The sequence below is a fragment of the Rodentibacter haemolyticus genome (assembly GCF_015356115.1).
GTDB lineage: Bacteria > Pseudomonadota > Gammaproteobacteria > Enterobacterales > Pasteurellaceae > Rodentibacter > Rodentibacter haemolyticus.
The window spans coordinates 2413822-2434332 of the sequence record NZ_CP063056.1 but is presented as its reverse complement, the minus strand read 5'-3'; the positions used below and the strand labels follow the sequence as shown (position 1 = coordinate 2434332).

Genomic DNA, 20511 nt, shown 5'->3' with positions numbered 1-20511 from the left:
AACCTCGTGATTAAATATCTAAAACTTGTGGTTGTTGTGCAGCGTGTTGATGTTCAGCACCTGCATATACTTTTAATTTACGGAACATTGCGCGACCTAATGGACCTTTCGGCAACATACCTTTAACCGCAATTTCAATCACTGCTTCAGGACGGCGTGCGATCATTTCTTTAAAAGTCGCTTGTTTGATACCACCTACATAGCCGGTATGCCAGTAGTAAAGTTTATCTGTTTCTTTACGACCGGTTACTGCCACTTTATCGGCATTGATAACGATGATGTAATCACCGGTATCTACGTGTGGAGTGTACTCAGCCTTGTGTTTACCACGAAGACGACTTGCTAATTCAGTCGCTAAACGACCTAAAGTTTTACCTGTCGCATCTACTACGTACCAGTCGCGTTTAACCGTTTCCGGTTTTGCTACAAAAGTTTTCATTAATTAATTACCAAAAATTAGTTTGATACCCAGTGTTCTTCTGAACACAACCGTTAATCTTAATCCTCACCCCTTCGAGTGTGATTTTCGATAAAATAATGCACGATGGGAATTCGTGCATTTACAGGGTCGGTGTATTATACATATTTTCCTAGCAAATGCTAATTTTTTATGCAAAAAACTCATAATATATCTATGAGTGTAATTAATGTATTTAATGAATTTATTCAAATTGACTAATACATAAAGTTATTTTATTTTGGAGCTACAACATCATTCAATTTCTAATAGGAAGAAAAAAATGAGCTATGCAAAAGAAATCAATAATTTGAATCAAAACATTGCTGACTTTAATAAAAAGATCAACATTTCTTTTGAATTTTTTCCACCCAAAAATGAAAAAATGGAAAATATGCTGTGGGAATCAATTCTACGTTTAAAAGTACTGGAACCTAAATTTGTTTCTGTCACCTATGGCGCAAATTCCGGCGAACGGGATCGTACACACAGCATTGTAAAAGCCATTAAACAGGAAACAGGGTTGGTCGCAGCCCCTCACCTGACCGGTATTGATGCAACGCCGGAAGAATTAAAACAAATTGCTAAGGATTATTGGAACAGTGGTATCCGTCATATTGTTGCCTTACGCGGTGATGAGCCGAAAGGTTATGAAAAAAAACCTTTTTATGCTTCAGATTTAGTAGAGCTACTCCGCTCTGTGGCTGATTTTGATATTTCCGTTGCAGCTTATCCTGAAGTTCACCCTGAAGCAAAATCCGCACAGGCAGATTTAATCAACTTGAAACGAAAAATTGATGCCGGTGCAAATCATGTTATTACTCAATTTTTCTTTGATATTGATAGTTATCTACGTTTCCGTGATCGTTGTGCTTCTATTGGTATTGAAGCTGAAATTGTGCCGGGTATCTTACCCGTTACAAACTTCAAACAACTTCAAAAAATGGCTTCTTTCACAAATGTAAAAATTCCGACTTGGTTAACAAAAGCCTACGAAGGATTAGAGGATGATCCCGCCACACGTAATCTTGTTGCGGCAAGTGTAGCAATGGATATGGTAAAAATTTTATCCAGCGAAGGGGTAACGGATTTCCATTTCTATACACTAAATCGAAGTGAATTAACCTACGCCATTTGCCATATGCTGGGTGTTCGTCCAAAATCTTAAAATACAAAAGTGCGGTTAATTTCAACCGCACTCTTCATTCCTAAATTCGTCTTACTTGCCAAAAAGTTTTATTCCAAAACGGTGAACTCATTGAGGAATAAATTACCCCGCCTTTTGTGGAAGCATGAAGAAATTTATCATCTTTCACATAAATCCCCACATGGTACCCATTTGGCCCGCGACCTGTTTTAAAGAAGATTAAATCACCGGTTTGAATATCTTCTTTACGAACTAACTTTCCATATTTAGCCTGATCTTTTGTGGTTCTAGGCAAGGTAATATTAAATCGATCAAAGAAGGTTTTTTGAACAAATCCCGAACAATCTACACCTTTACGGGACTTCCCTCCTAAAACATAAGGTGTTCCCGCCCATTCATATTGTTGTTCACTCAGCAAAGTAATTGCCATGATAGGATCATCAATCTGACCTTTATAATTAATTGCATAATTCTCTTGTTTGAAATTTCCAGAGGAACACGCAAATAATGTTACTAGACTTGATACAAAAAATAATATTTTTATTCGTTTCATCTTATTAACAAGGATAAAAAGTGCGGTCAAAAACAACCGCACTTTTTCATCTCCTAAATTATTGACTCACTTTCGCCTTTTCAACACGCGCCCGCAACTTCTGACCCGGTTTAAATGCAACAACCCGGCGCGCCGAAACCGGTATGCTTTCCCCTGTTTTAGGGTTACGACCCGGACGAGAAGATTTATCACGTAATTCAAAATTACCAAACCCTGATAATTTCACATCGTCGCCAGATTCCAGGGATAATCGAATTTCTTCAAAAAAATCATCCACCAGTCTCTTCGCTTCTAATTTCTGTAACCGATATTCTTCAATTAAAAATTCGGTTATATCCATCTTGGTCAGTGTCATAAGTTTAGTCTCTTAATTCAGCATTGAAACGTTGTTTAACTTCATTTAAAACAGCTGAAATAACCCTATTGATTTCATCATCTTCTAAGGTTTTTTCATTGTCTTGAATGGTTAAACTGATAGCAAGGCTTTTTGCACCACTTGGCACGCCAATGCCTTTATATACATCAAATAAATTCACCTGGGTGAGTTTCTCTCCTCCGGCTTTCTTACAAGCGTCAAGGACATCACCTGCTGAAATTTCGTCGGCAACAACCAAGGCTAAATCGCGACGGTTAGCAGGGAATTTTGAAATCTCCCTGGCTTGTACGACAGTACGATTTGCAATAGGTTTCCATAAAATTTCAAATACCACCACTTTTCCATTTAATCCCAATTTTTGAGAGATTAAAGGGTGAATCGTACCGATAAAGCCTATTTCTTTGCCATCTAATTCAATACCGGCAGATTGTCCCGGGTGCAAGGCATCAAATGTTTTTGCCACAAAACGTACGTTGCCGCCAACACCGGTTAAGGAAAGCAAACTTTCTAGATCACCTTTTAAATCAAAGAAATCTACAGGTTCCGCTTTACCATTCCAGCTTTCATTTTTAACTGAACCACTAATCACCGCACTGAGAACAAATTCTTGGCGAACACCAAATTCTGCATTCGCATCCGGAATAAAACGCAAACCGGTTTCAAATAAGCGCACACGGTTTTGTTGACGGTTTTGGTTATACAATACTGCCCCAAGTAGCCCGCTTAGTAATGACACTCTCATTGCCGACATTTCAATAGAAATCGGATTTGGCAACACGAGTGCTTCTTGATGAGGATGTAATAAAGATTGAACTTTTGGATCAACAAAGCTATAAGTAATGGCCTCTTGATAATCCGAGTCAACAAGTGCGGCTTTAATGCGGGCTAAATCTAAATCCGCTTCTTTATGTTCACGCATACGCAAATGCGCCAGCGGTGCATTGTTTGGAATACTGTTGTAGCCGTAAATACGAGCGACTTCCTCAATGAGATCTTCTTCGATTTCAATATCAAAACGCCAGCTTGCAGAAGTTACCGTCCAAACACCATTTTCATACTGTGTATTAAAACCAAGACGGTTAAAAATGTCGGTTACCGTTTCGGTTTCAATATGATGACCGAGTAACGCATCTAATTTTTCACGACGAAGCTGAACGTTTTTTACTTTCGGTAAAAATTCTTCATTTACCGCTTCACTAATTTCACCGGCTTCACCACCACAAATTTCAAGCAATAACGCTGTTGCTCGTTCCATTGCATTACGTGCTAATTCAAAATCAACACCTCGTTCAAAACGGTGCGAAGCATCAGTGTGCAAACCATACTGTCTTGCACGACCGGAAATCGCCAACGGTGCAAAGAAAGCCGATTCTAAAATAACATCTTTCGTTTCAGCGGTAACACCGCTCGCTTGCCCTCCAAAGATCCCTGCCATTGCGAGCGGTCCGTTTTGATCTGCGATAACTAATGTATTTGTTTGTAACTTTGCCGTTGAACCGTCTAATAAAATAAGGGACTCACCTTCTTTCGCTAAACGAACTTGCACCGGCTGTGCGACTTTTGCCGCATCAAAAGCATGCATAGGCTGCCCGAGTTCAAGCAAAATATAGTTTGTTATATCGACAATCGGATCAATAGAACGAATACCGCAGCGACGTAATTTTTCTTGCATCCAAATCGGTGATTGCGCTTTTACGTTCACATTTTTGATAACGCGTAATAAATAGCGCGGGCAAGCTTCAGGAGCTTTAAGCTCGATTTCAACTTTATCCGAAATGGTTGCAGGAACCGCTTCAAAGTGCGGTCGATTTACCGATAGTTTATTTACGACACCAATTTCACGGGCAATACCGGCAATACTTAAACAATCCGCACGGTTTGGAGTTAAACTGACTTCGATAGCCTGATCATTTAAATTTAAATAATCACGTAAATTTACACCAATCGGCGCATCAAGCGGTAATTCGATAATACCGTCTGTCTCTACATTAATGCCTAATTCGGAGAAAGAACAAAGCATTCCTTCCGAAGGTTGACCGCGTAATTTCGTTTTCTTAATTTTGAAATTTCCTGGTAACACTGCGCCTTCAATAGCGCAAGCGACTTTTAGACCTTGGCGACAATTCGACGCGCCACACACGATATCCAGTAATTTATCACCACCGACATTCACTTTAGTAACACGTAATTTATCTGCATCCGGATGTCGTGCACATTCAATAACTTCCCCAACCACGACACCGGTAAACTCTCCTGCTACATTTTCTACGCCATCAACTTCTAAACCAAGCATGGTAATTTGTTCACATAATTGCTCCGTAGAAATCGCCGGATTAACCCATTCTCTTGCCCATTGTTCACTAAATTTCATTATTCTTTATCCTTTAAATTTATTGCGTTCTCTTATTTGTGAAAATATCCGAAAAATAATTATTTAAATTGCTTTAAAAAACGTAAATCATTTTCAAAGAATGAACGTAAATCTGTGACGTTGTAGCGCAACATTGTTAAACGCTCAACGCCCATTCCCACAGCAAAGCCTGAATATTCATTCGGATCAATACCTACATTACGTAATACATTTGGGTGAACCATTCCGCAACCTAACACTTCAAGCCATTTGCCGTTTTTCCCCATTACATCCACCTCGGCCGAAGGCTCTGTAAATGGAAAATAGGAGGGGCGGAAACGTACTTGCAAGTCTTCTTCAAAGAAAGCGCGCAAGAAGTCATGCAACAATCCTTTTAACTCTGTAAAGTTTGCTTTTTTATCTACATAGAGTAATTCAATTTGGTGAAACATCGGCGTGTGGGTTTGATCGTAGTCATTACGGTAAACACGCCCCGGTGCCATAATGCGAATTGGTGGTTGCATTTTTTCCATGGTACGAATTTGCACGCCTGAAGTTTGTGTACGAAGCAATAATTCCGGGTTAAACCAAAAAGTATCGTGATCAGCACGTGCCGGGTGATGTTTTGGAATGTTTAACGCATCAAAATTGTAGTAATCGCTTTCTATTTCCGGCCCATTTTCTACTGAAAAACCAAGTTCTGAAAAAAATTGTGTTACCCGATTTATCGTTATCGTTACCGGATGTAGCCCACCTTTTTCCGTTCTTCTTCCCGGTAACGTCACATCCACACGCTCTTTTTCTAATTTCGCATTAAGCTCGGCATTTTCCCACTCTGCTTTTTTGGCGTTTAAAAATTCAATAGCAGCCTGTTTCGCTTCATTAATTTTAGCTCCTATTGCCGGACGTTCTTCCGCCGCAACATTACGAAGTTCTTGCATTAATTGAGTAAAATGACCCTTTTTCCCAAAATATTCGACACGAATTTCGTCCAGTGCAGCTAAACTCTTATCTTCGATCGAATCAATCGCCGATTTTGCTTTCTCAACAAGCTCTTTCAGATGTTGCATAATTTCCTCTGATTATTTTCTCTTCTCTAGTCTAAAAACGGTCTTAATGATAATACCAATACGCTAAAAAATCACGTACTTATTTGGATTCTCTGCATTTTATTATGCCCTTTTCAATCTAGGTAAATATTTAAAATTTTGACTCTCGTCACAGAAATTATTAAAAATTCTTTTAAAATAAATTTAAATGTTTTCTCTAGGAGGTGGCTATGTGGAAATCTATTTCTCAAGTATTGGCTGAGCAATTCGGTGCTTATTATTCAATTAAGAAAAAAGAATGTATTCATCGAGGAGAAATGCATAAAGCTTGGATAATTAGTGATGGTATTCAACCGGTTTTTGTTAAAGCGAATGAAAAATCCTATCGCTCGATGTTTCGTGCAGAAGCCGATCAACTAGAAATATTACGAAAAACGACCGCACTTAATGTCCCTATGGTTTATGGTGTGGGTTGCTCTCAAAATCATAGTTTTCTTCTTTTATAAGCCCTTGATATTCAGCAACAATCTTCCCTTACGGAAGAATTTGGTTACCAACTTGCTCAGTTACACCAAATTTCCGGCACAAAATTTTACGGACTAGATTTTGATACTTGGTTGGGTTCTGTCTATCAACCGAATAAATGGCATAGCAATTGGGCAAAATTTTTTAGTGAGCAACGCATCGGTTGGCAATTACAATTATGTAAAGATAAAGGCCTTGATTTTGGTAACATTGATGAGATCGTTCAATCCGTTGCTCAAAAACTGGCAAAGCATAACCCTAAGCCCTCGCTATTACACGGTAATTTATGGATTGAAAACGTTTGCATTGTAAGCAATCAAACTTTTACTTATGATCTTTCTTGTTATTGGGGGGATAGAGAGTGTGATCTTGCTTTTACAGAACTTTTCGAGCCGTTCCCTAAAAAATTCTATGCAAATTATGACCGCACTTTTCCTATTGATTGGGATGGTTATCAACAAAGAAAAAATCTTTATCAACTTTACTACTTATTGAATTTTAGTCATCGTTTTTTAGGAAATTACATTCATCTTACTCAAGAAACCTTGAATAAAATTTTAGCAAATTAATGTACAAAAACAAAAATAGCATAACGGGTTTGTTATGCTATTTTCGTTATCTTCAGTTAAAAACTATTTTTGATAAAGAGGTGTTGGGCCTTGAGTTCCGCCGTTAATCTCTCCACCTTCCTGCAATTTGAGTACAGAACCTGAAGAAGTAACTTCTACACGACGATTAGGACGTAAACAATCTTTTTCTTCTTGGCTTGCGTGGCGGAAACCCTCACATGCTTTAACCTGAGGATATTTACCGTAACCGATAGCTGTAATTTGAGCCGTTACACCCTCTTCAATTAAACGTGCTTTAACACGATTTGCACGGCGTTGAGAAAGATTCAAATTATAAGCATCAGAACCTAAACGGTCGGTATAACCTGCAACTTTAACATCTTTAGCTCCGGTTGTTTTTAATTGCGCCGCAACGTTATCAACAACTTCTTTACCACGTGGCGTTAAAACATCTTTATCGAAATCAAATAAGAAATCACCGCTTAATGTGAATGAAGCATTGCCGTTACATCCGTTCGGATACCAGAAGAAACTTTGCGCATTGTGATTTTTATCAAATAAAATTTTGTATTGGCAGATTTTATGTACACCGTTTTCGCGATAATTGAACGCGTAATCCCATTCTTCTACGCCATATAAACCTTCAGAAAAATGCGGGCGACCGATTAAGTTATATAATTGATCCTTATTCATACCGCGTTCAATCATACGCACGTTATCCCAGTTCGGCCAAGAACCGAATTGGCTACCATCGTGATTGAAACCCGAACTGTCGATTTTCGGCCACACCAGTTGCGGAACTTGGACACCATCGACATCTTTATATTCAGGCATACCTTCTGCGGTAATTTTGCTTAAATTACCGCAAGCTGCCACTGTCGCAACAGCAACAGCGGAAAATAAAATACGAGATAATTTCATGTTTCTTTTTACCTTTTGATTACTAAACTGTGTATTCCTAAAAAACAAGGAAACGGACAACTAAACTTTATAAATTCCAAGCAAGAAAACTATAAAAGTTTCGGACGCTTATACTAATCGTAAAACCTGATTTTGTAAATATTAAACTATATTGGATTTTTAATTCACAATTACTCTTTCATAGATTCAATGCAAGTTTAGCGAATAAAATCCTGTGAGTTTTTATTCATATATCTTTGTAAAAGCGCCGCTACGCTTTCTTCCGCTTGATGACCTAATTTTTGTAGTAACGGTTTCTTTACTTTATAACTGACACTAATGACAGATTTCTTCTCTTTCATTGCTTCAAGTAAAAGATCATCACTGGTCGAAATACCATCAACAAGCCCTAAATCAAGAGCCTGTGAACCAAACCAATGTTCACCGGTTGCGATCTTATCGATATCCAAGTGCGGTCGATTCTGACCCACAAATTGTTTAAATAGTAGATGAGTTTCCTCAAGTTCTTGCTGAAATTTTTGTTTTCCCTTCTCCGTATTTTCACCTAATACCGTCACCGTACGTTTAAATTCTCCGGCAGTCATGACATCCACATCAACGTCATGTTTTTTCAGTAAGCGATGAATATTTGGGATTTGAGCAACAACACCGATAGAGCCGATAATCGCAAAAGGGGCGGAAATAATTTTATCCGCAACACAAGCCATCATATATCCCCCGCTCGCCGCGACTTTATCAACCGCAACCGTAAGTTTAATTCCTTTTTTCCTAATACGTGCCAATTGTGAAGCCGCCAAGCCATAACCATGAACTACCCCGCCCGGGCTTTCTAAACGTAGCAAAACTTCATCATCCGATTTTGCAACATTAATAATCGCTGAAATTTCTTCACGAAGTGCGGTCGTTTGCGAAGCGGAAATATCGCCTTTAAAATCTAAAACATAAACGCAAGGCTTAGACTCATCAATCTTTTCACCTTTTTTTAGCTTTGCTTTCAAGGTTTTCGCTTTTTGCTTTTCCGCTTTTTTCTCAACTTTTGCTTGTTGTTTTAATTCTTCTTCAGATAAATGGAAATCACGCAAATGTTTCACCGTTTCTTCAAAATGCTCGGATAAATCCGTAACAACAAGTTCCCCCTGCACACCCGCTTTATGCTGGCGTGCAGAAATAATAAAAGCGGCAACGGCAGCAATGATAAGTAATAGGGTTAAAACCTCTAAAATAAAAATACCGTATCCGGTTAAAATATCTGACCACATAAAATGCTCTCCTCATGTTATAAGCCGTACATTCTACCCGACTCTGACTATAAGTCCTAACTTTCTTATGGAAAATTTTGTGATTTAAGGTAAACTAAGTGCGCTTTTTTCTACCTATTTTTATGCTTAGAGGTTTATATGTTTAAAATTGCATCTATTGCTGATGTACTACAAGAAAAAATCGCCATTGGCGAAACCGTTACTGTTCGCGGTTGGGTACGTACCCGCCGAGATTCTAAAGCGGGTTTATCATTTTTAGCCGTGTATGACGGCTCTTGCTTTGATCCGATTCAAGCAATTATCAATAACGATATAGAAAATTACGAAAGCGAAGTATTACGTCTAACAACAGGTTGCTCTGTTATTGTAACCGGGAAAATCGTTGAATCACCTGCGGAAGGTCAAGCTGTTGAATTACAAGCTGAAAAAGTGGAAGTGACAGGGTTTGTAGAAGATCCGGATACCTACCCAATGGCGGCTAAACGCCATTCTATCGAATACTTACGCGAGGTGGCACACCTACGTCCGCGCACAAATATTATCGGTGCGGTAGCACGTGTTCGCCACTGTTTAGCACAAGCTATTCATCGTTTCTTTCACGAACAAGGTTTCTACTGGGTTGCAACACCGCTTATCACGGCATCCGATACGGAAGGTGCCGGTGAAATGTTCAGAGTATCCACTTTAGATCTTGAAAATCTTCCACGAGATGAAAAAGGTGCGGTCGATTTCACTCAAGATTTCTTCGGCAAAGAATCATTCTTAACCGTATCAGGCCAGTTAAACGGTGAAACCTATGCCTGCGCGCTAAGTAAAATTTATACTTTCGGTCCAACCTTCCGTGCTGAAAATTCTAATACTACCCGCCACTTGGCTGAATTTTGGATGGTAGAACCTGAAGTTGCGTTTGCAACCTTAGCTGACAATGCCAAATTAGCGGAAGATATGTTGAAATATGTATTCCGTGCGGTATTGGCTGAACGTAAAGACGACTTAAAATTCTTTGAAAAACATGTAGACAAAGAAGTTATTACACGTTTAGAAAACTTTGTAAATTCTGACTTTGCTCAAATTGATTACACGGATGCCATTGATGTGTTGCTAAAATCAGGCAAGAAATTTGAATTTCCGGTATCTTGGGGAATTGATCTCTCTTCCGAACACGAACGTTATCTGGCAGAAGAATACTTTAAATCACCGGTTGTCGTGAAAAACTACCCGAAAGACATCAAAGCATTCTATATGCGTTTAAATGATGACGGTAAAACAGTTGCGGCAATGGATGTCTTAGCCCCGGGAATCGGTGAAATCATCGGTGGCTCACAGCGTGAAGAACGCTTAGAAGTATTAGATAAACGTATGGAAGAAATGGGCTTGAATCCGGAAGATTACTGGTGGTATCGCGATCTTCGCAAATATGGTACGGTACCGCACTCCGGTTTTGGACTTGGTTTTGAACGTTTGATTGTATATGTAACCGGAGTACAAAACATCCGTGATGTCATTCCATTCCCTCGTGCACCAAGAAATGCGAATTTCTAATCAACGTGAAGTGATGATCATTTAAAGGATGATTTATAAGCTCACTAACATCGAAAAAAGCAACATTCAAAATGTCGTTTTTATGGCCGCACATAAAAGTGCGGTCAAATTTTTCATTATTATTTAGCACTTGCACAAAACATTGGAAGGAGCATTAGTCGAAGCCGTAACGCACCAAGTAACAAGATTTAATAATGAACGGTGCGTTACGGCTTCGCCTAACGATACCCTACCCTAAGAAATCTCGGAGATAAAATTCTCTTTGTGCAACAGCTACATAATGGTGAAATTTTATATATTTTAAGGAAAGTAATATGAAAAAAATTGAGCAACTTTTTGCAAATAATTTAAGCTGGGCACAGCGAATGAAAGAGGAAAATTCAACCTATTTTAAAGAGCTTGCCGATCATCAAACCCCGCATTACCTTTGGATTGGCTGTTCTGATAGCCGTGTACCGGCAGAAAAGCTGACCAATTTAGAACCCGGTGAATTATTCGTTCACCGTAATGTTGCCAACCAAGTGATTCATACGGATCTCAACTGCCTTTCGGTTGTACAATACGCCGTTGATGTTCTCAATATTGAACATATTATTATCTGCGGACATACCAACTGCGGCGGCATAAAAGCGGCAATGGCAGATAACCAATTGGGACTAATCAATAACTGGCTTCTCCACATTCGTGACATTTGGTTTAAACACAGTCATTTACTTGGCAAACTCACACCGGAAAAACGTGCCGATATGCTCACAAAAATCAATGTGCTCGAACAGGTTTATAACCTTGGGCGTTCTTCCATTGTGAAAAGTGCTTGGGAACGAGGACAAAAACTCTCTCTCCACGGCTGGGTTTACGATGTCAATGATGGCTTTCTTGTGGATCAAGGTGTGGCAGCAACAAGTCGAGAAACCTTGGAAATATCTTACCGTAATGCCATCGCACGCTTATCAACACTGGATGAAGAAAACATTCTAAAGAAAGAACAAACTAATGAATAGCGGTATTATATCAGTTGCACAAAGAAAATTTTATCTCCGAAATTTCTTAGGGTAGGGTATCGTTAGGCGAAGCCGCAACGCACTGCTTCATTATTAAATATTATTACTTGGTGCGCCCCGACGATGATTTGTGCAAGTGTTACATAATACCGGAAAAGCTCGGCTTAGGTTGATTTTCTACAAAAGCCTGTTGAACTCGCCGCTTTACAAACTACAGTGCAACCGGCAACGAAAAAATACAAATTAATTATAAAAAATACCGAATTAGCCAATGCTACCAACAGCTAACCCCGAAAGAACACAAATATTAGCTTTGATTATACAGGGAGAAATCAATCGGCAAATTGCAAAACAGCTGAACATCACCATACGTACCGTGGAGATTCACCGCTCACATATTATGGAAAATATGCAAGCGGAAAGCTTGGCAGAGCTTATCGCTAAAATCAGTCTTTTAAAATAACATGAACCGAAGATATATCCTCTGGAATAGGTTTTATTTTACCTGTTCCGTTTGAACATACATCAAACGATCAATATTGGTGAGGTAATGGCCTAATTCTTGGCTTTCCGGTTTGTGGACATAAGGAATTTTTCCTAATAACGGCGCATCAATATTGTTTTCTAAAAAATCAACAATTTCAGCATAATGACTTAAAAGCGGATTAACCCGATTCGCCACCCAACCAAGTAGAGGCACGCCTAAACTACGAATAGCCTGAACCGTTAACAAGGCGTGATTAATGCAGCCGTCTTTTATTCCTACGACAAGTACAACCGGCATATTTCTATCTTTCACCCAATCACCGAAACTCTTTCCTTCCGCCATTGGGGTTAATAAGCCGAATGCCCCTTCTACAGCAACGGATTGATATTTTTGATTGAGTTTTTCAAGCGTTTTGTTGATTTTATCCAGTTTGATCCTTTTCTTTGCCTCAACCAGCATTGGTAACGTATGATTAAAAGTATAGCTATTGATCTCTTCGTAAAGTACATCTTGTGCGGTTGAATTCACTAATGTGACAACATCACTGTTTTCTTTATTATCATAATCAGACAAAAACTCTTGTCCCACGGGATAAGCACTTGGTTCAGCATTACAGGCAATAGGTTTAAAACCTACAATCTTGATACCTTTATCTTGTAGTGCTTGAATAATTGCACGGCATGCTGTTGTTTTACCAACATTTGTATCAGTCCCTGCAATAAAAAAGCTACTCATTCTATCTCCTTAAAATTCAATTTAATAGGCATAAAAACGACAGCACTAAAAGTGCGGTAGATTTTAAAGGAGTTTTTAAATAAAAAATTTGCGCTAACGCAAGATTTATTATTTTTAGGAGAAAAATAAAACAATTATTTGATCTCACTCAAACTATTAAATAAGCCATCATCTTGCTTCGACATTTGTAGATAAAAACCTTGCGATTCAATTTTCTCTCGAACCTCATTCTTATCGGCATTATGTAACAACTTATTACCAGCCAGATTAAACATCATCACAAGCTCAGGTTTACCAAAATGCGTTAATAATGCATCCGGCACGCTTGAAAAATCATCACGTTTTTGAATATAAAGATAACTCCCCGGCTTTTTCTTACTTCTATAAATCGTACATAACATTATTTTTATCCTTAAAAAAGAAAATCCCTACAGGAAATACCGGTAGGGATTATCAGATTTTAATCTGATCATTTGGTTGCTTCTTTTACTGCATCCATCGCTTCTGAGGCTTTCTCAGTCGCTTGTTCTTTCATTGAAGACATTGCTTCTTTTGCTTCATCCATTTTTTCTGCCGCCGTCTCTTTCATTTCGGTAGCTTTATTTGTTGCTGCATCTTTCATTTCTGCCATGCTGCTTTTCATTTCTTCGACTTTAGAAACCGCAGCGTCTTTTGCTTCTTCAACTTTTGCTTTCGCAGCTTCTTTCACTTCCTCAACTTTTTCTACAGCGGCATCTTTCATTTCAGCCGCTTTTTCCATTGCTTTATCTTTAGCCTCTTCAGCAGTAGATTTTGCCGAGTCCATTGCATTCACAGCCGCTTCTTTTACATCTGATGCCGCTTGTTTTGCGGAATCTTTCACATCTGTCGCCGCATTTACTGCCGCATCTTTTACATCAGCAGCCGCGTTAGTTACCGCATCTTTTGCAGCCTCAACTTTTTGAGAGGTCTCCTGTTTGTCAAAACAGCCTGTTACCGCTAAACTTGCACCTAGTACTAATGCTGCTAATACTGATTTTTTCATTTTTTATCTCCTATAAAGGGTTAAGTAGATTTCCAAAGCTTACCTGCTTTGCACACAATAGTTTACGAAAAAAAATCTAAAAGAAAATACCTTACAACAAAATTTACATTTTATAAAAAAATAAAATTCATGATAAGAAAGTCAATTTATTGTCAACCTATTGAAATATCAGAACTTATAAAAAATTCCCTATTTTAAATTTATTTTTTTGTAAAGATGGAAAATTAAACTAAAGATTATATTTTAACCAAGATTAAAGTATTTCCGGGGGATAATGATAACTAATAATTTCCCCTTTTCCATCTTTCCATTCAAGTTGAGCAATCGTTGCAGGATAAAAATTAATCGGGTTTCGTTTACCATAAAGTTCAGCGACAATTTCACCCACTAAGGGCAAATGTGAAATAATCAGTACAGAGTTGATTCCTTCACTTTTCAATACGGAAAGATAATCCGTAGCCAACACAGCTGAACCATAAGGTGTAATCCCCTCCCAAATTTCAAGATTTGCCTTTAAAATCTCATCAAAAGCCTGATTTACCTGCTCAAAAGTCTCTAACGCACGGACATAAGGGCTAACCAAAACACGTTGAAATGAATTTGTGAACAATTTTAGCCGCTCGCCTTGTGCAAAAGCCTGCTTCTTACCATAAGAGGTGAGATGACGGGCTTTATCTGTTTTTGCTATCACTTCGGATTCACCATGGCGCATAACAAAAATTCTCATATTGCTTTCCTTAGTTACAATAAAAAACGACCACTCTAAAAAAAGAGCGGTCAAAAATCAGTTAATTTGCTTTTACAGCTTCTGCGATTTCTTCGGCACATTGTTGTGCAAGTTCAGCATCTTGACATTCCACCATAACCCGAATTAATGGCTCGGTGCCCGATTTGCGTAATAAAATACGCCCTTTGCCGACTAAACGTTTTTCGACTTCTGCCGCAATAGTTTTTACCGCCTCACTTTCTAATGGATTTGCACCACCGGCAAAACGTACATTAATTAAAACTTGAGGGAATAATTTTACCGCTCCGGCAAGTTCATTTAAAGAAAGTTTATGCTGAACCATTGCCGCTAACACCGCCAATGAAGCAATAATGCCATCACCTGTGGTATTCTTATCAGAAATAATAATGTGGCCGGAATTTTCACCACCAAGTGTCCAACCGTGCTCAACCATTTTTTCCAATACGTAACGATCACCCACATTTGCCCGCACAAAAGGAACGCCTAGCATTTTTAGCGAAACTTCAAGGCTCATATTGCTCATTAATGTGCCGACCACACCACCTTTTAATTGTCCCGAGCGTAATGCTTCACGGGCAATAATAAACAGGATTTGGTCACCATCAACTTTATTGCCAAGATGATCCACCATCATAATTCTGTCGCCATCACCATCATAGGCTAAACCGACATCGGCGTTTACCTCTAACACCTTTTCCTGTAATGCACGCACATCCGTTGCACCACATTTGTCATTGATATTCAGCCCGTTCGGGTTCGTGCCGATCTCAATCACTTCAGCACCCAATTCACGCAAGACATTCGGGGCGATGTGGTAGGTCGCACCATTTGCACAATCGACAACAATTTTATAGCCTTCTAAACCAAGGTGTGCCGGAAATGTGCTTTTACAAAATTCAATATAACGACCGGCAGCATCATTAATACGACTAGCCTTACCCAACTCTGCGGATTCAACACAATCCATCGGTTGTTCAAGCATTGACTCAATGGCTTCCTCAATCTTATCGGGCAATTTTGTCCCCTGTGCAGAGAAAAATTTAATCCCGTTATCGTAATAAGGATTATGAGATGCGGAAATCACAATTCCCGCTTCAGCCCGAAAGGTACGGGTTAAATAAGCAATTGCCGGGGTCGGCATCGGGCCGGTAAATGCAGCAGATAATCCGGCTGCGGCTAAACCAGCCTCTAATGCGGATTCTAACATATAACCGGAAATGCGGGTATCTTTACCGATTAGCACGGTTTTTGAACCTTGAGAAGCTAATACTTTACCTGCCGCCCAACCTAACTTTAGTGCAAAATCAGGAGTGATCGGATAAGTTCCCACTTTTCCACGTACACCGTCCGTGCCAAAATATTTACGATTTGCCATAATAAAATTCCTTTAATTTTCGATTAATTAAGCGTTTTGCATTGCCTGCCAAATTTTAAGAACATCAGATGTTGCCGCCACATCATGTACACGCAGAATTTTTGCCCCGTTTTGAGCGGCAATTAATGCCCCGGCTGCACTACCTACAGCTCTTTCTTCAACAGGTTTATCCAACACCGCCCCAATCATTGATTTACGCGACATTCCGACAAGTACCGGATAGCCTTCTCCACAAAAAACGTTTAATTGCTGTAATAACTTGTAGTTGTGTTGAACTGTTTTACCAAAACCAAACCCCATATCCCAAATTAAGTTTTCTTTTTTCACACCAGCCGTAATACATTCTTTCGTTCGTTTATGTAAAAAATCAAACACCTCTTGGACTACATTTTCGTAATGTGGATTTGTTTGCATTGTACGTGGCTGCCCTTGCATATGCATAATACAAACCGGTAACGCTAATTCCACCGCAACTTGTAACGCACTCGGTTCTTGTAAGGCACGAATATCATTGATTAAATTCATTCCAACCTTCGCCGCTTCCCGCATAACCACAGCTTTTGAAGAATCAACGGAAATCCAACAATCAAAACGTTGACGCACTGCCTCCACTAAGGGAACAACACGCTGAAGTTCTTCCTGTTCCGATACATCATCTGCCATCGGGCGTGTGGATTCACCGCCGATATCAATAATTGTCGCACCTTCATTTAGCATTTTTTCTACTTGAAACAATGCCTTATCAAGATTAAAAAATTGTCCGCTATCAGAAAAAGAATCCGGTGTAAAATTTAAAATTCCCATAATTTGGGGCATTGCTAAATCAAGACATTTGTTATTTGCGTAAAGTTTCATAAAGTGCGGTTAATTTTTAAGGTGAATTTAAACCGGCAAATTATAACGGAATCCGATAAAGAAAAGAATAAATAAGTCAGTAAATCGGTAAGTCGCTGATGATTACCATCTACTTAAAATGAGAAATCAGGAATTAGAGTGAAATAAACGGGATTAACCGAGGGAAAGATTTGACATAAATTTGAATTTTTTCCGATTAACGTGAAAAATTTAACGTCTTTACTGATCACAAAAAGTCTCGTTTTTCTTACTAAGAAAGCCTCTGTAAAGGTGATCAAATTTCGAATTTGATCACCTATGTTAAATAATAAAAATATATCGGTTATATCTGCTCAATAACGATCGCAACACCTTGCCCACCACCAATACAAAGTGTTGCAAGCCCAAATTGCCGTTGGCGGGCAATCATATTGTATAGAAGTGAGACTAAAATTCGAGCACCACTTGCTCCGATAGGATGTCCCAGTGCAATTGCGCCACCATTTAAATTTGTTTTATCCATATCTAATTTGAGCTCTCGAGCAACCGCAAGACATTGTGCAGCAAAAGCCTCATTAGCTTCGATTAAGCCAATATCCGTAAGATTTAGGCCCGCTTTAGTAAGTGCTTTTTGTGTAGCAGGAATTGGACCTAATCCCATTAAAGCCGGCTCAACTCCCGCACTGGCATAACTGCGAATACGGGCAAGAGGCGTAATGCCGAGATCTTTTGCTTTGCCTTCACTCATCAATAATAGAGCTGCTGCACCATCATTGATACCGGAAGCGTTCCCTGCGGTTACCGTTCCTTCTTTTTTAAATGCGGGGCGCAATTTAGCCAACCCTTCTAAGGAAGTATTTGATTTAGGATATTCATCCAGCGTGATTATCGTATCACCTTTACGTGAAGATACGGTTACCGGTGTAATTTCCGCTTCAAAACGTCCCTCACTTTGCGCCTTTGTGGCTAACATTTGTGAGCGGAGTGCAAATTCATCTTGTGCTTGGCGACTAATACCATATTTTTCTGCGATATTCTCAGCTGTAATTCCCATATGATAGCCGTTCGTTGCACAGGTTAAACCGTCTTCTATCATGGTATCCCGCACATTAAAATTACCCATTTTTATTCCGGAGCGAATACGGGGATCAAGGATATAAGGGGCTTGGCTCATATTTTCCATTCCACCTGCCAAAACAATATCGGACTCACCCGCACGAATCGATTGCGCACCGAGCATTACCGCTTTTAAACCGGAACCACATACTTTATTAAGCGTAAAAGCGGGGATTTCTTGTGGAATGTTTGCTTTAAGTGCAGCTTGTCGAGCCGGATTTTGTCCAGTCCCTGCTTGCAGTACATTCCCCATCATAATTTCATTTACTAAAGCATTATCAACATCAGCACGTTTCATCACATCAGATAAAACTATTGCGCCTAAATCGACCGCACTTATACTAGATAATGCACCTTGAAAGCTACCAATTGGTGTTCGGGCAGCACTAACGATAACAACATTTTCCATAATTTGCTCCTTTATATGATTAGAAAAAATATAGACCGATGATAAAAATAGGGGCGGTGAAGATAAGTGCGGTCATACAATATCCCATAATATCTCTTACACCTAACCCGGCGATCCCCAAAGCCGGTAATGCCCAAAAAGGTTGCGCCATATTCATCCATTGCTCTCCATAAGCAATTGCCATCGTAGATTTGCCTAAATCCGCACCTAAGGCTTGAGCCGCAGGGATAACATAAGGCCCTTGAATAACCCAGTGACCTCCACCGGAAGGAACTGCAAAATTAATAAAGGCGGAGCTAAAGAATGTCCAAAGAGGAAAACTCTCTTTATTTGCAATATTGATGAAAAATTCTGTAATTAACCCTCCCAAACCGGAATGTTCCATCATAAGTTGAACACCCGCATAAAATGGAAATTGAATGAGAATTCCTGCTGTACTACGTGTTGCATTAAGGATTGCCCGCATATATGCCATTGGTGAGCCATGCAGTACGATGCCGGTTAATAAGAAAATGAAATTGACATTGTTGATCGTGAGATTAAACCCTTTTTCGCAGAAATGCATTCCGAGGTAAGAAAAACCCAATATACCTATGCTATAAGCAATCAAACGGCTTTCTTCCATTTTTTCGGCGATTGTTGCATTTTCGTCTAGTTTTTTACTAAAACTTGGGTCAGCTGCAAGCAGACTCGGATCGACCGTTTTAATTTTCCCATCTTTTGGCATCATCATTAACGTAATGAATGGCAATAAGAGAACTAATGTCACTGTAATGAATAAGTTATAGACGGAGAATAGGGTTGTAGAGGCAGGAATAATGCCCTGAGGATTATTTTCTGAAACCATTAAATGAGCAACAGGATTGCCCGGCGTTGCGGCTAACAATGGCATAGACCCGGAAAAACCACCTCCCCAAGTCATAAAACCGATATAGGCACAAGCAATTAATAAAGCGTAATCTGTGCCTTTGATGCGTCTTGCAACTTCCTTTGCAAACATAGCTCCAACAACTAAACCAAATCCCCAATTTATGATACAGGCTAATCCCCCCATAAATGTGACCAACATAACGCCTTGAGCCGGAGTATTGGCTATAGATGCCGTTTTACCAAGGAATGTTTTAATTTGCGGAGAAGTTGCGAGGGCATTTCCCGTAACTACAATTAATGCCATTTGCATACCAAAACCAAGGAGATTCCAAAAGCCATCTCCCCACATATTGACTAATTGCATCGGTTGGCTATCTGTTAATCCCAAAGCACAAATAAAGGTAACAAATGTGAGTAATACAGCAAAAATTAAAGGATCAGGAAGATATTTACTGACAACTGCCGTCATCAAACGGGAAACTCGACTAATCATTTTCTGTTATCCCTTTTGTACTAATTGCCATTTCTTTAAAATCAGGCGCAATAATAAATTCAGCTTCAGTACGCGCTTTAATCGTTTCAAGGGAAACACCCGGCGCATGTTCTTGCAAAACAAGTTTGTTATCAACAAAACTGAATACAGCCAGTTCAGTAACGATCATTTTTACCTTTTTTCTTGCCGTTAAAGGTAATGTACATTTTTTTAGAATCTTAGAATTTCCTGACTTGGCGCAATGTTCCATACCGATAATAACTTTTTTCGCACCCGTCACTAAATCCATTGCGCCTCCCATACCCGGTACCATTTTTCCCGGTACCATCCAGTTAGCCAGATTTGCATCTTGATCCACTTCAAGCCCCCCAAGTACGCAAACATCTACATGTCCGCCACGAATCAACGCAAAGGAAAAAGCACTATCAAAGAATGCGCCATCGGGCTGAATACCACAGGGTTGTCCGCCAGCATTCACAACATTTTTTTGGGGATTCTCAGGATTTATAGCGGTGAGTCCTAAAAAGCCATTTTCTGATTGCAAAGTGATATGTACATTATCAGGTACATAATTTGCTACCAAGGTTGGTAAACCAATCCCGAGATTAACCACATTTCCATCATTAAATTCCATTGCAATGCGACGAGCGATAAGTTCTTTTGCGTTCATT

20 protein-coding genes and 1 pseudogene are annotated in these 20511 nt (G+C 39.3%); 5 read left to right on the top strand and 16 right to left on the bottom strand.

Annotated elements, in window-relative coordinates; translation table 11 throughout:
* Positions 1–10: 10 nt before the first annotated feature.
* Entirely contained in the window at positions 11–439 is a 429-nt protein-coding gene (rplM, locus tag IHV77_RS11550) for a 50S ribosomal protein L13 (RefSeq protein ID WP_194812086.1), read from the bottom strand.
* 301 nt (positions 440–740) lie between these two features.
* Here rplM and metF point away from each other — a divergent pair, with 301 nt between their 5' ends.
* The gene (metF, locus tag IHV77_RS11545; RefSeq protein ID WP_194812085.1) at positions 741–1625 is read left to right on the top strand and encodes a methylenetetrahydrofolate reductase; all 885 of its coding nucleotides are present in this window, start codon (positions 741–743) and stop codon (positions 1623–1625) included.
* A gap of 40 nt (positions 1626–1665) precedes the next feature.
* On the opposite strand, the gene IHV77_RS11540 is transcribed toward metF, so the two are convergent.
* From IHV77_RS11540 to pheS, 4 genes are read right to left on the bottom strand one after another with little or no spacing between them, the layout of a single operon-like run.
* On the bottom strand, positions 1666–2157 hold the full coding sequence (locus IHV77_RS11540; RefSeq protein WP_194813295.1) for a C40 family peptidase: 492 nt from the start codon (positions 2155–2157) through the stop codon (positions 1666–1668).
* A gap of 58 nt (positions 2158–2215) precedes the next feature.
* On the bottom strand, positions 2216–2512 hold the full coding sequence (locus tag IHV77_RS11535; RefSeq protein ID WP_194812084.1) for an integration host factor subunit alpha: 297 nt from the start codon (positions 2510–2512) through the stop codon (positions 2216–2218).
* Positions 2513–2516: 4 nt separating this feature from the next.
* Positions 2517–4904 carry a phenylalanine--tRNA ligase subunit beta gene (gene pheT, locus IHV77_RS11530; RefSeq protein WP_194812083.1) on the bottom strand — a complete coding sequence of 796 codons (2388 nt, stop codon included), beginning with the start codon at positions 4902–4904 and terminating at the stop codon, positions 2517–2519.
* Between the two features lie 59 nt (positions 4905–4963).
* Complete coding sequence (gene pheS / locus IHV77_RS11525) at positions 4964–5953, bottom strand: phenylalanine--tRNA ligase subunit alpha (protein ID WP_194812082.1); 990 nt, start codon at positions 5951–5953, stop codon at positions 4964–4966.
* 209 nt (positions 5954–6162) lie between these two features.
* On the opposite strand from pheS, the pseudogene IHV77_RS11520 reads away from it, so the two are divergent.
* Positions 6163–7026, top strand: a pseudogene (locus tag IHV77_RS11520) (fructosamine kinase family protein).
* 63 nt (positions 7027–7089) lie between these two features.
* Here the strand turns inward: IHV77_RS11520 and IHV77_RS11515 are convergent.
* Positions 7090–7947, bottom strand: coding sequence for an OmpA family protein (locus IHV77_RS11515; protein ID WP_194812081.1), 858 nt, complete (start codon positions 7945–7947; stop codon positions 7090–7092).
* Positions 7948–8144: 197 nt separating this feature from the next.
* Positions 8145–9206, bottom strand: a complete 1062-nt coding sequence (sohB, locus tag IHV77_RS11510; RefSeq protein ID WP_194812080.1) for a protease SohB — start codon at positions 9204–9206, stop codon at positions 8145–8147.
* Positions 9207–9344: 138 nt separating this feature from the next.
* On the opposite strand from sohB, the gene asnS reads away from it, so the two are divergent.
* From asnS to IHV77_RS11495, 3 genes are all read left to right on the top strand, one after another.
* Positions 9345–10748 carry an asparagine--tRNA ligase gene (asnS, locus tag IHV77_RS11505; RefSeq protein ID WP_194812079.1) on the top strand — a complete coding sequence of 468 codons (1404 nt, stop codon included), beginning with the start codon at positions 9345–9347 and terminating at the stop codon, positions 10746–10748.
* Positions 10749–11062: 314 nt separating this feature from the next.
* Entirely contained in the window at positions 11063–11749 is a 687-nt protein-coding gene (gene can / locus IHV77_RS11500; protein WP_194812078.1) for a carbonate dehydratase, read from the top strand.
* A 271-nt stretch (positions 11750–12020) separates the two neighbouring features.
* Positions 12021–12212, top strand: coding sequence for a LuxR C-terminal-related transcriptional regulator (locus IHV77_RS11495; RefSeq protein ID WP_228550017.1), 192 nt, complete (start codon positions 12021–12023; stop codon positions 12210–12212).
* Between the two features lie 33 nt (positions 12213–12245).
* Here the strand turns inward: IHV77_RS11495 and bioD are convergent, their stop codons facing one another.
* The 9 genes from bioD to IHV77_RS11450 form a co-directional block, all read right to left on the bottom strand.
* Positions 12246–12971 (bottom strand): dethiobiotin synthase, encoded by a 726-nt coding sequence (gene bioD / locus IHV77_RS11490; protein ID WP_194812077.1) that lies wholly within the window; start codon positions 12969–12971, stop codon positions 12246–12248.
* A 134-nt stretch (positions 12972–13105) separates the two neighbouring features.
* On the bottom strand, positions 13106–13372 hold the full coding sequence (locus tag IHV77_RS11485; protein WP_194812076.1) for a YcgL domain-containing protein: 267 nt from the start codon (positions 13370–13372) through the stop codon (positions 13106–13108).
* Positions 13373–13440: 68 nt separating this feature from the next.
* Entirely contained in the window at positions 13441–13995 is a 555-nt protein-coding gene (locus tag IHV77_RS11480) for a histone (protein WP_194812075.1), read from the bottom strand.
* 253 nt (positions 13996–14248) lie between these two features.
* Entirely contained in the window at positions 14249–14722 is a 474-nt protein-coding gene (gene sixA, locus IHV77_RS11475; RefSeq protein ID WP_194812074.1) for a phosphohistidine phosphatase SixA, read from the bottom strand.
* 61 nt (positions 14723–14783) lie between these two features.
* A complete protein-coding gene (glmM, locus tag IHV77_RS11470; RefSeq protein ID WP_194812073.1) occupies positions 14784–16118 on the bottom strand; it encodes a phosphoglucosamine mutase in 1335 nt (444 codons plus the stop codon).
* Between the two features lie 27 nt (positions 16119–16145).
* Positions 16146–16973 carry a dihydropteroate synthase gene (gene folP, locus IHV77_RS11465; protein WP_194812072.1) on the bottom strand — a complete coding sequence of 276 codons (828 nt, stop codon included), beginning with the start codon at positions 16971–16973 and terminating at the stop codon, positions 16146–16148.
* A gap of 322 nt (positions 16974–17295) precedes the next feature.
* Positions 17296–18477 (bottom strand): acetyl-CoA C-acetyltransferase, encoded by a 1182-nt coding sequence (locus tag IHV77_RS11460; protein ID WP_194812071.1) that lies wholly within the window; start codon positions 18475–18477, stop codon positions 17296–17298.
* 19 nt (positions 18478–18496) lie between these two features.
* Positions 18497–19840, bottom strand: coding sequence for a TIGR00366 family protein (locus IHV77_RS11455; protein ID WP_194812070.1), 1344 nt, complete (start codon positions 19838–19840; stop codon positions 18497–18499).
* A complete protein-coding gene (locus IHV77_RS11450) occupies positions 19833–20510 on the bottom strand; it encodes a 3-oxoacid CoA-transferase subunit B (RefSeq protein ID WP_194812069.1) in 678 nt (225 codons plus the stop codon). Before IHV77_RS11450 ends, IHV77_RS11455 begins: the two co-directional genes overlap by 8 nt.
* Position 20511 lies beyond the last annotated feature (1 nt).

Bases quoted from the DNA above. Each gene is read 5' to 3' on its own strand.
- IHV77_RS11480 (WP_194812075.1), bottom strand. From the start codon at position 13,995: ATGAAAAAATCAGTATTAGCAGCATTAGTACTAGGTGCAAGTTTAGCG.
- IHV77_RS11515 (WP_194812081.1), bottom strand. From the start codon at position 7,947: ATGAAATTATCTCGTATTTTATTTTCCGCTGTTGCTGTTGCGACAGTG.
- pheT (WP_194812083.1), bottom strand. From the start codon at position 4,904: ATGAAATTTAGTGAACAATGGGCAAGAGAATGGGTTAATCCGGCGATT.
- IHV77_RS11455 (WP_194812070.1), bottom strand. From the start codon at position 19,840: ATGATTAGTCGAGTTTCCCGTTTGATGACGGCAGTTGTCAGTAAATAT.
- asnS (WP_194812079.1), top strand. From the start codon at position 9,345: ATGTTTAAAATTGCATCTATTGCTGATGTACTACAAGAAAAAATCGCC.
- folP (WP_194812072.1), bottom strand. From the start codon at position 16,973: ATGAAACTTTACGCAAATAACAAATGTCTTGATTTAGCAATGCCCCAA.
- glmM (WP_194812073.1), bottom strand. From the start codon at position 16,118: ATGGCAAATCGTAAATATTTTGGCACGGACGGTGTACGTGGAAAAGTG.
- bioD (WP_194812077.1), bottom strand. From the start codon at position 12,971: ATGAGTAGCTTTTTTATTGCAGGGACTGATACAAATGTTGGTAAAACA.
- IHV77_RS11495 (WP_228550017.1), top strand. From the start codon at position 12,021: ATGCTACCAACAGCTAACCCCGAAAGAACACAAATATTAGCTTTGATT.
- sixA (WP_194812074.1), bottom strand. From the start codon at position 14,722: ATGAGAATTTTTGTTATGCGCCATGGTGAATCCGAAGTGATAGCAAAA.
- IHV77_RS11450 (WP_194812069.1), bottom strand. From the start codon at position 20,510: ATGAACGCAAAAGAACTTATCGCTCGTCGCATTGCAATGGAATTTAAT.
- pheS (WP_194812082.1), bottom strand. From the start codon at position 5,953: ATGCAACATCTGAAAGAGCTTGTTGAGAAAGCAAAATCGGCGATTGAT.
- rplM (WP_194812086.1), bottom strand. From the start codon at position 439: ATGAAAACTTTTGTAGCAAAACCGGAAACGGTTAAACGCGACTGGTAC.
- IHV77_RS11485 (WP_194812076.1), bottom strand. From the start codon at position 13,372: ATGTTATGTACGATTTATAGAAGTAAGAAAAAGCCGGGGAGTTATCTT.
- IHV77_RS11535 (WP_194812084.1), bottom strand. From the start codon at position 2,512: ATGACACTGACCAAGATGGATATAACCGAATTTTTAATTGAAGAATAT.
- metF (WP_194812085.1), top strand. From the start codon at position 741: ATGAGCTATGCAAAAGAAATCAATAATTTGAATCAAAACATTGCTGAC.
- IHV77_RS11460 (WP_194812071.1), bottom strand. From the start codon at position 18,477: ATGGAAAATGTTGTTATCGTTAGTGCTGCCCGAACACCAATTGGTAGC.
- IHV77_RS11540 (WP_194813295.1), bottom strand. From the start codon at position 2,157: ATGAAACGAATAAAAATATTATTTTTTGTATCAAGTCTAGTAACATTA.
- can (WP_194812078.1), top strand. From the start codon at position 11,063: ATGAAAAAAATTGAGCAACTTTTTGCAAATAATTTAAGCTGGGCACAG.
- sohB (WP_194812080.1), bottom strand. From the start codon at position 9,206: ATGTGGTCAGATATTTTAACCGGATACGGTATTTTTATTTTAGAGGTT.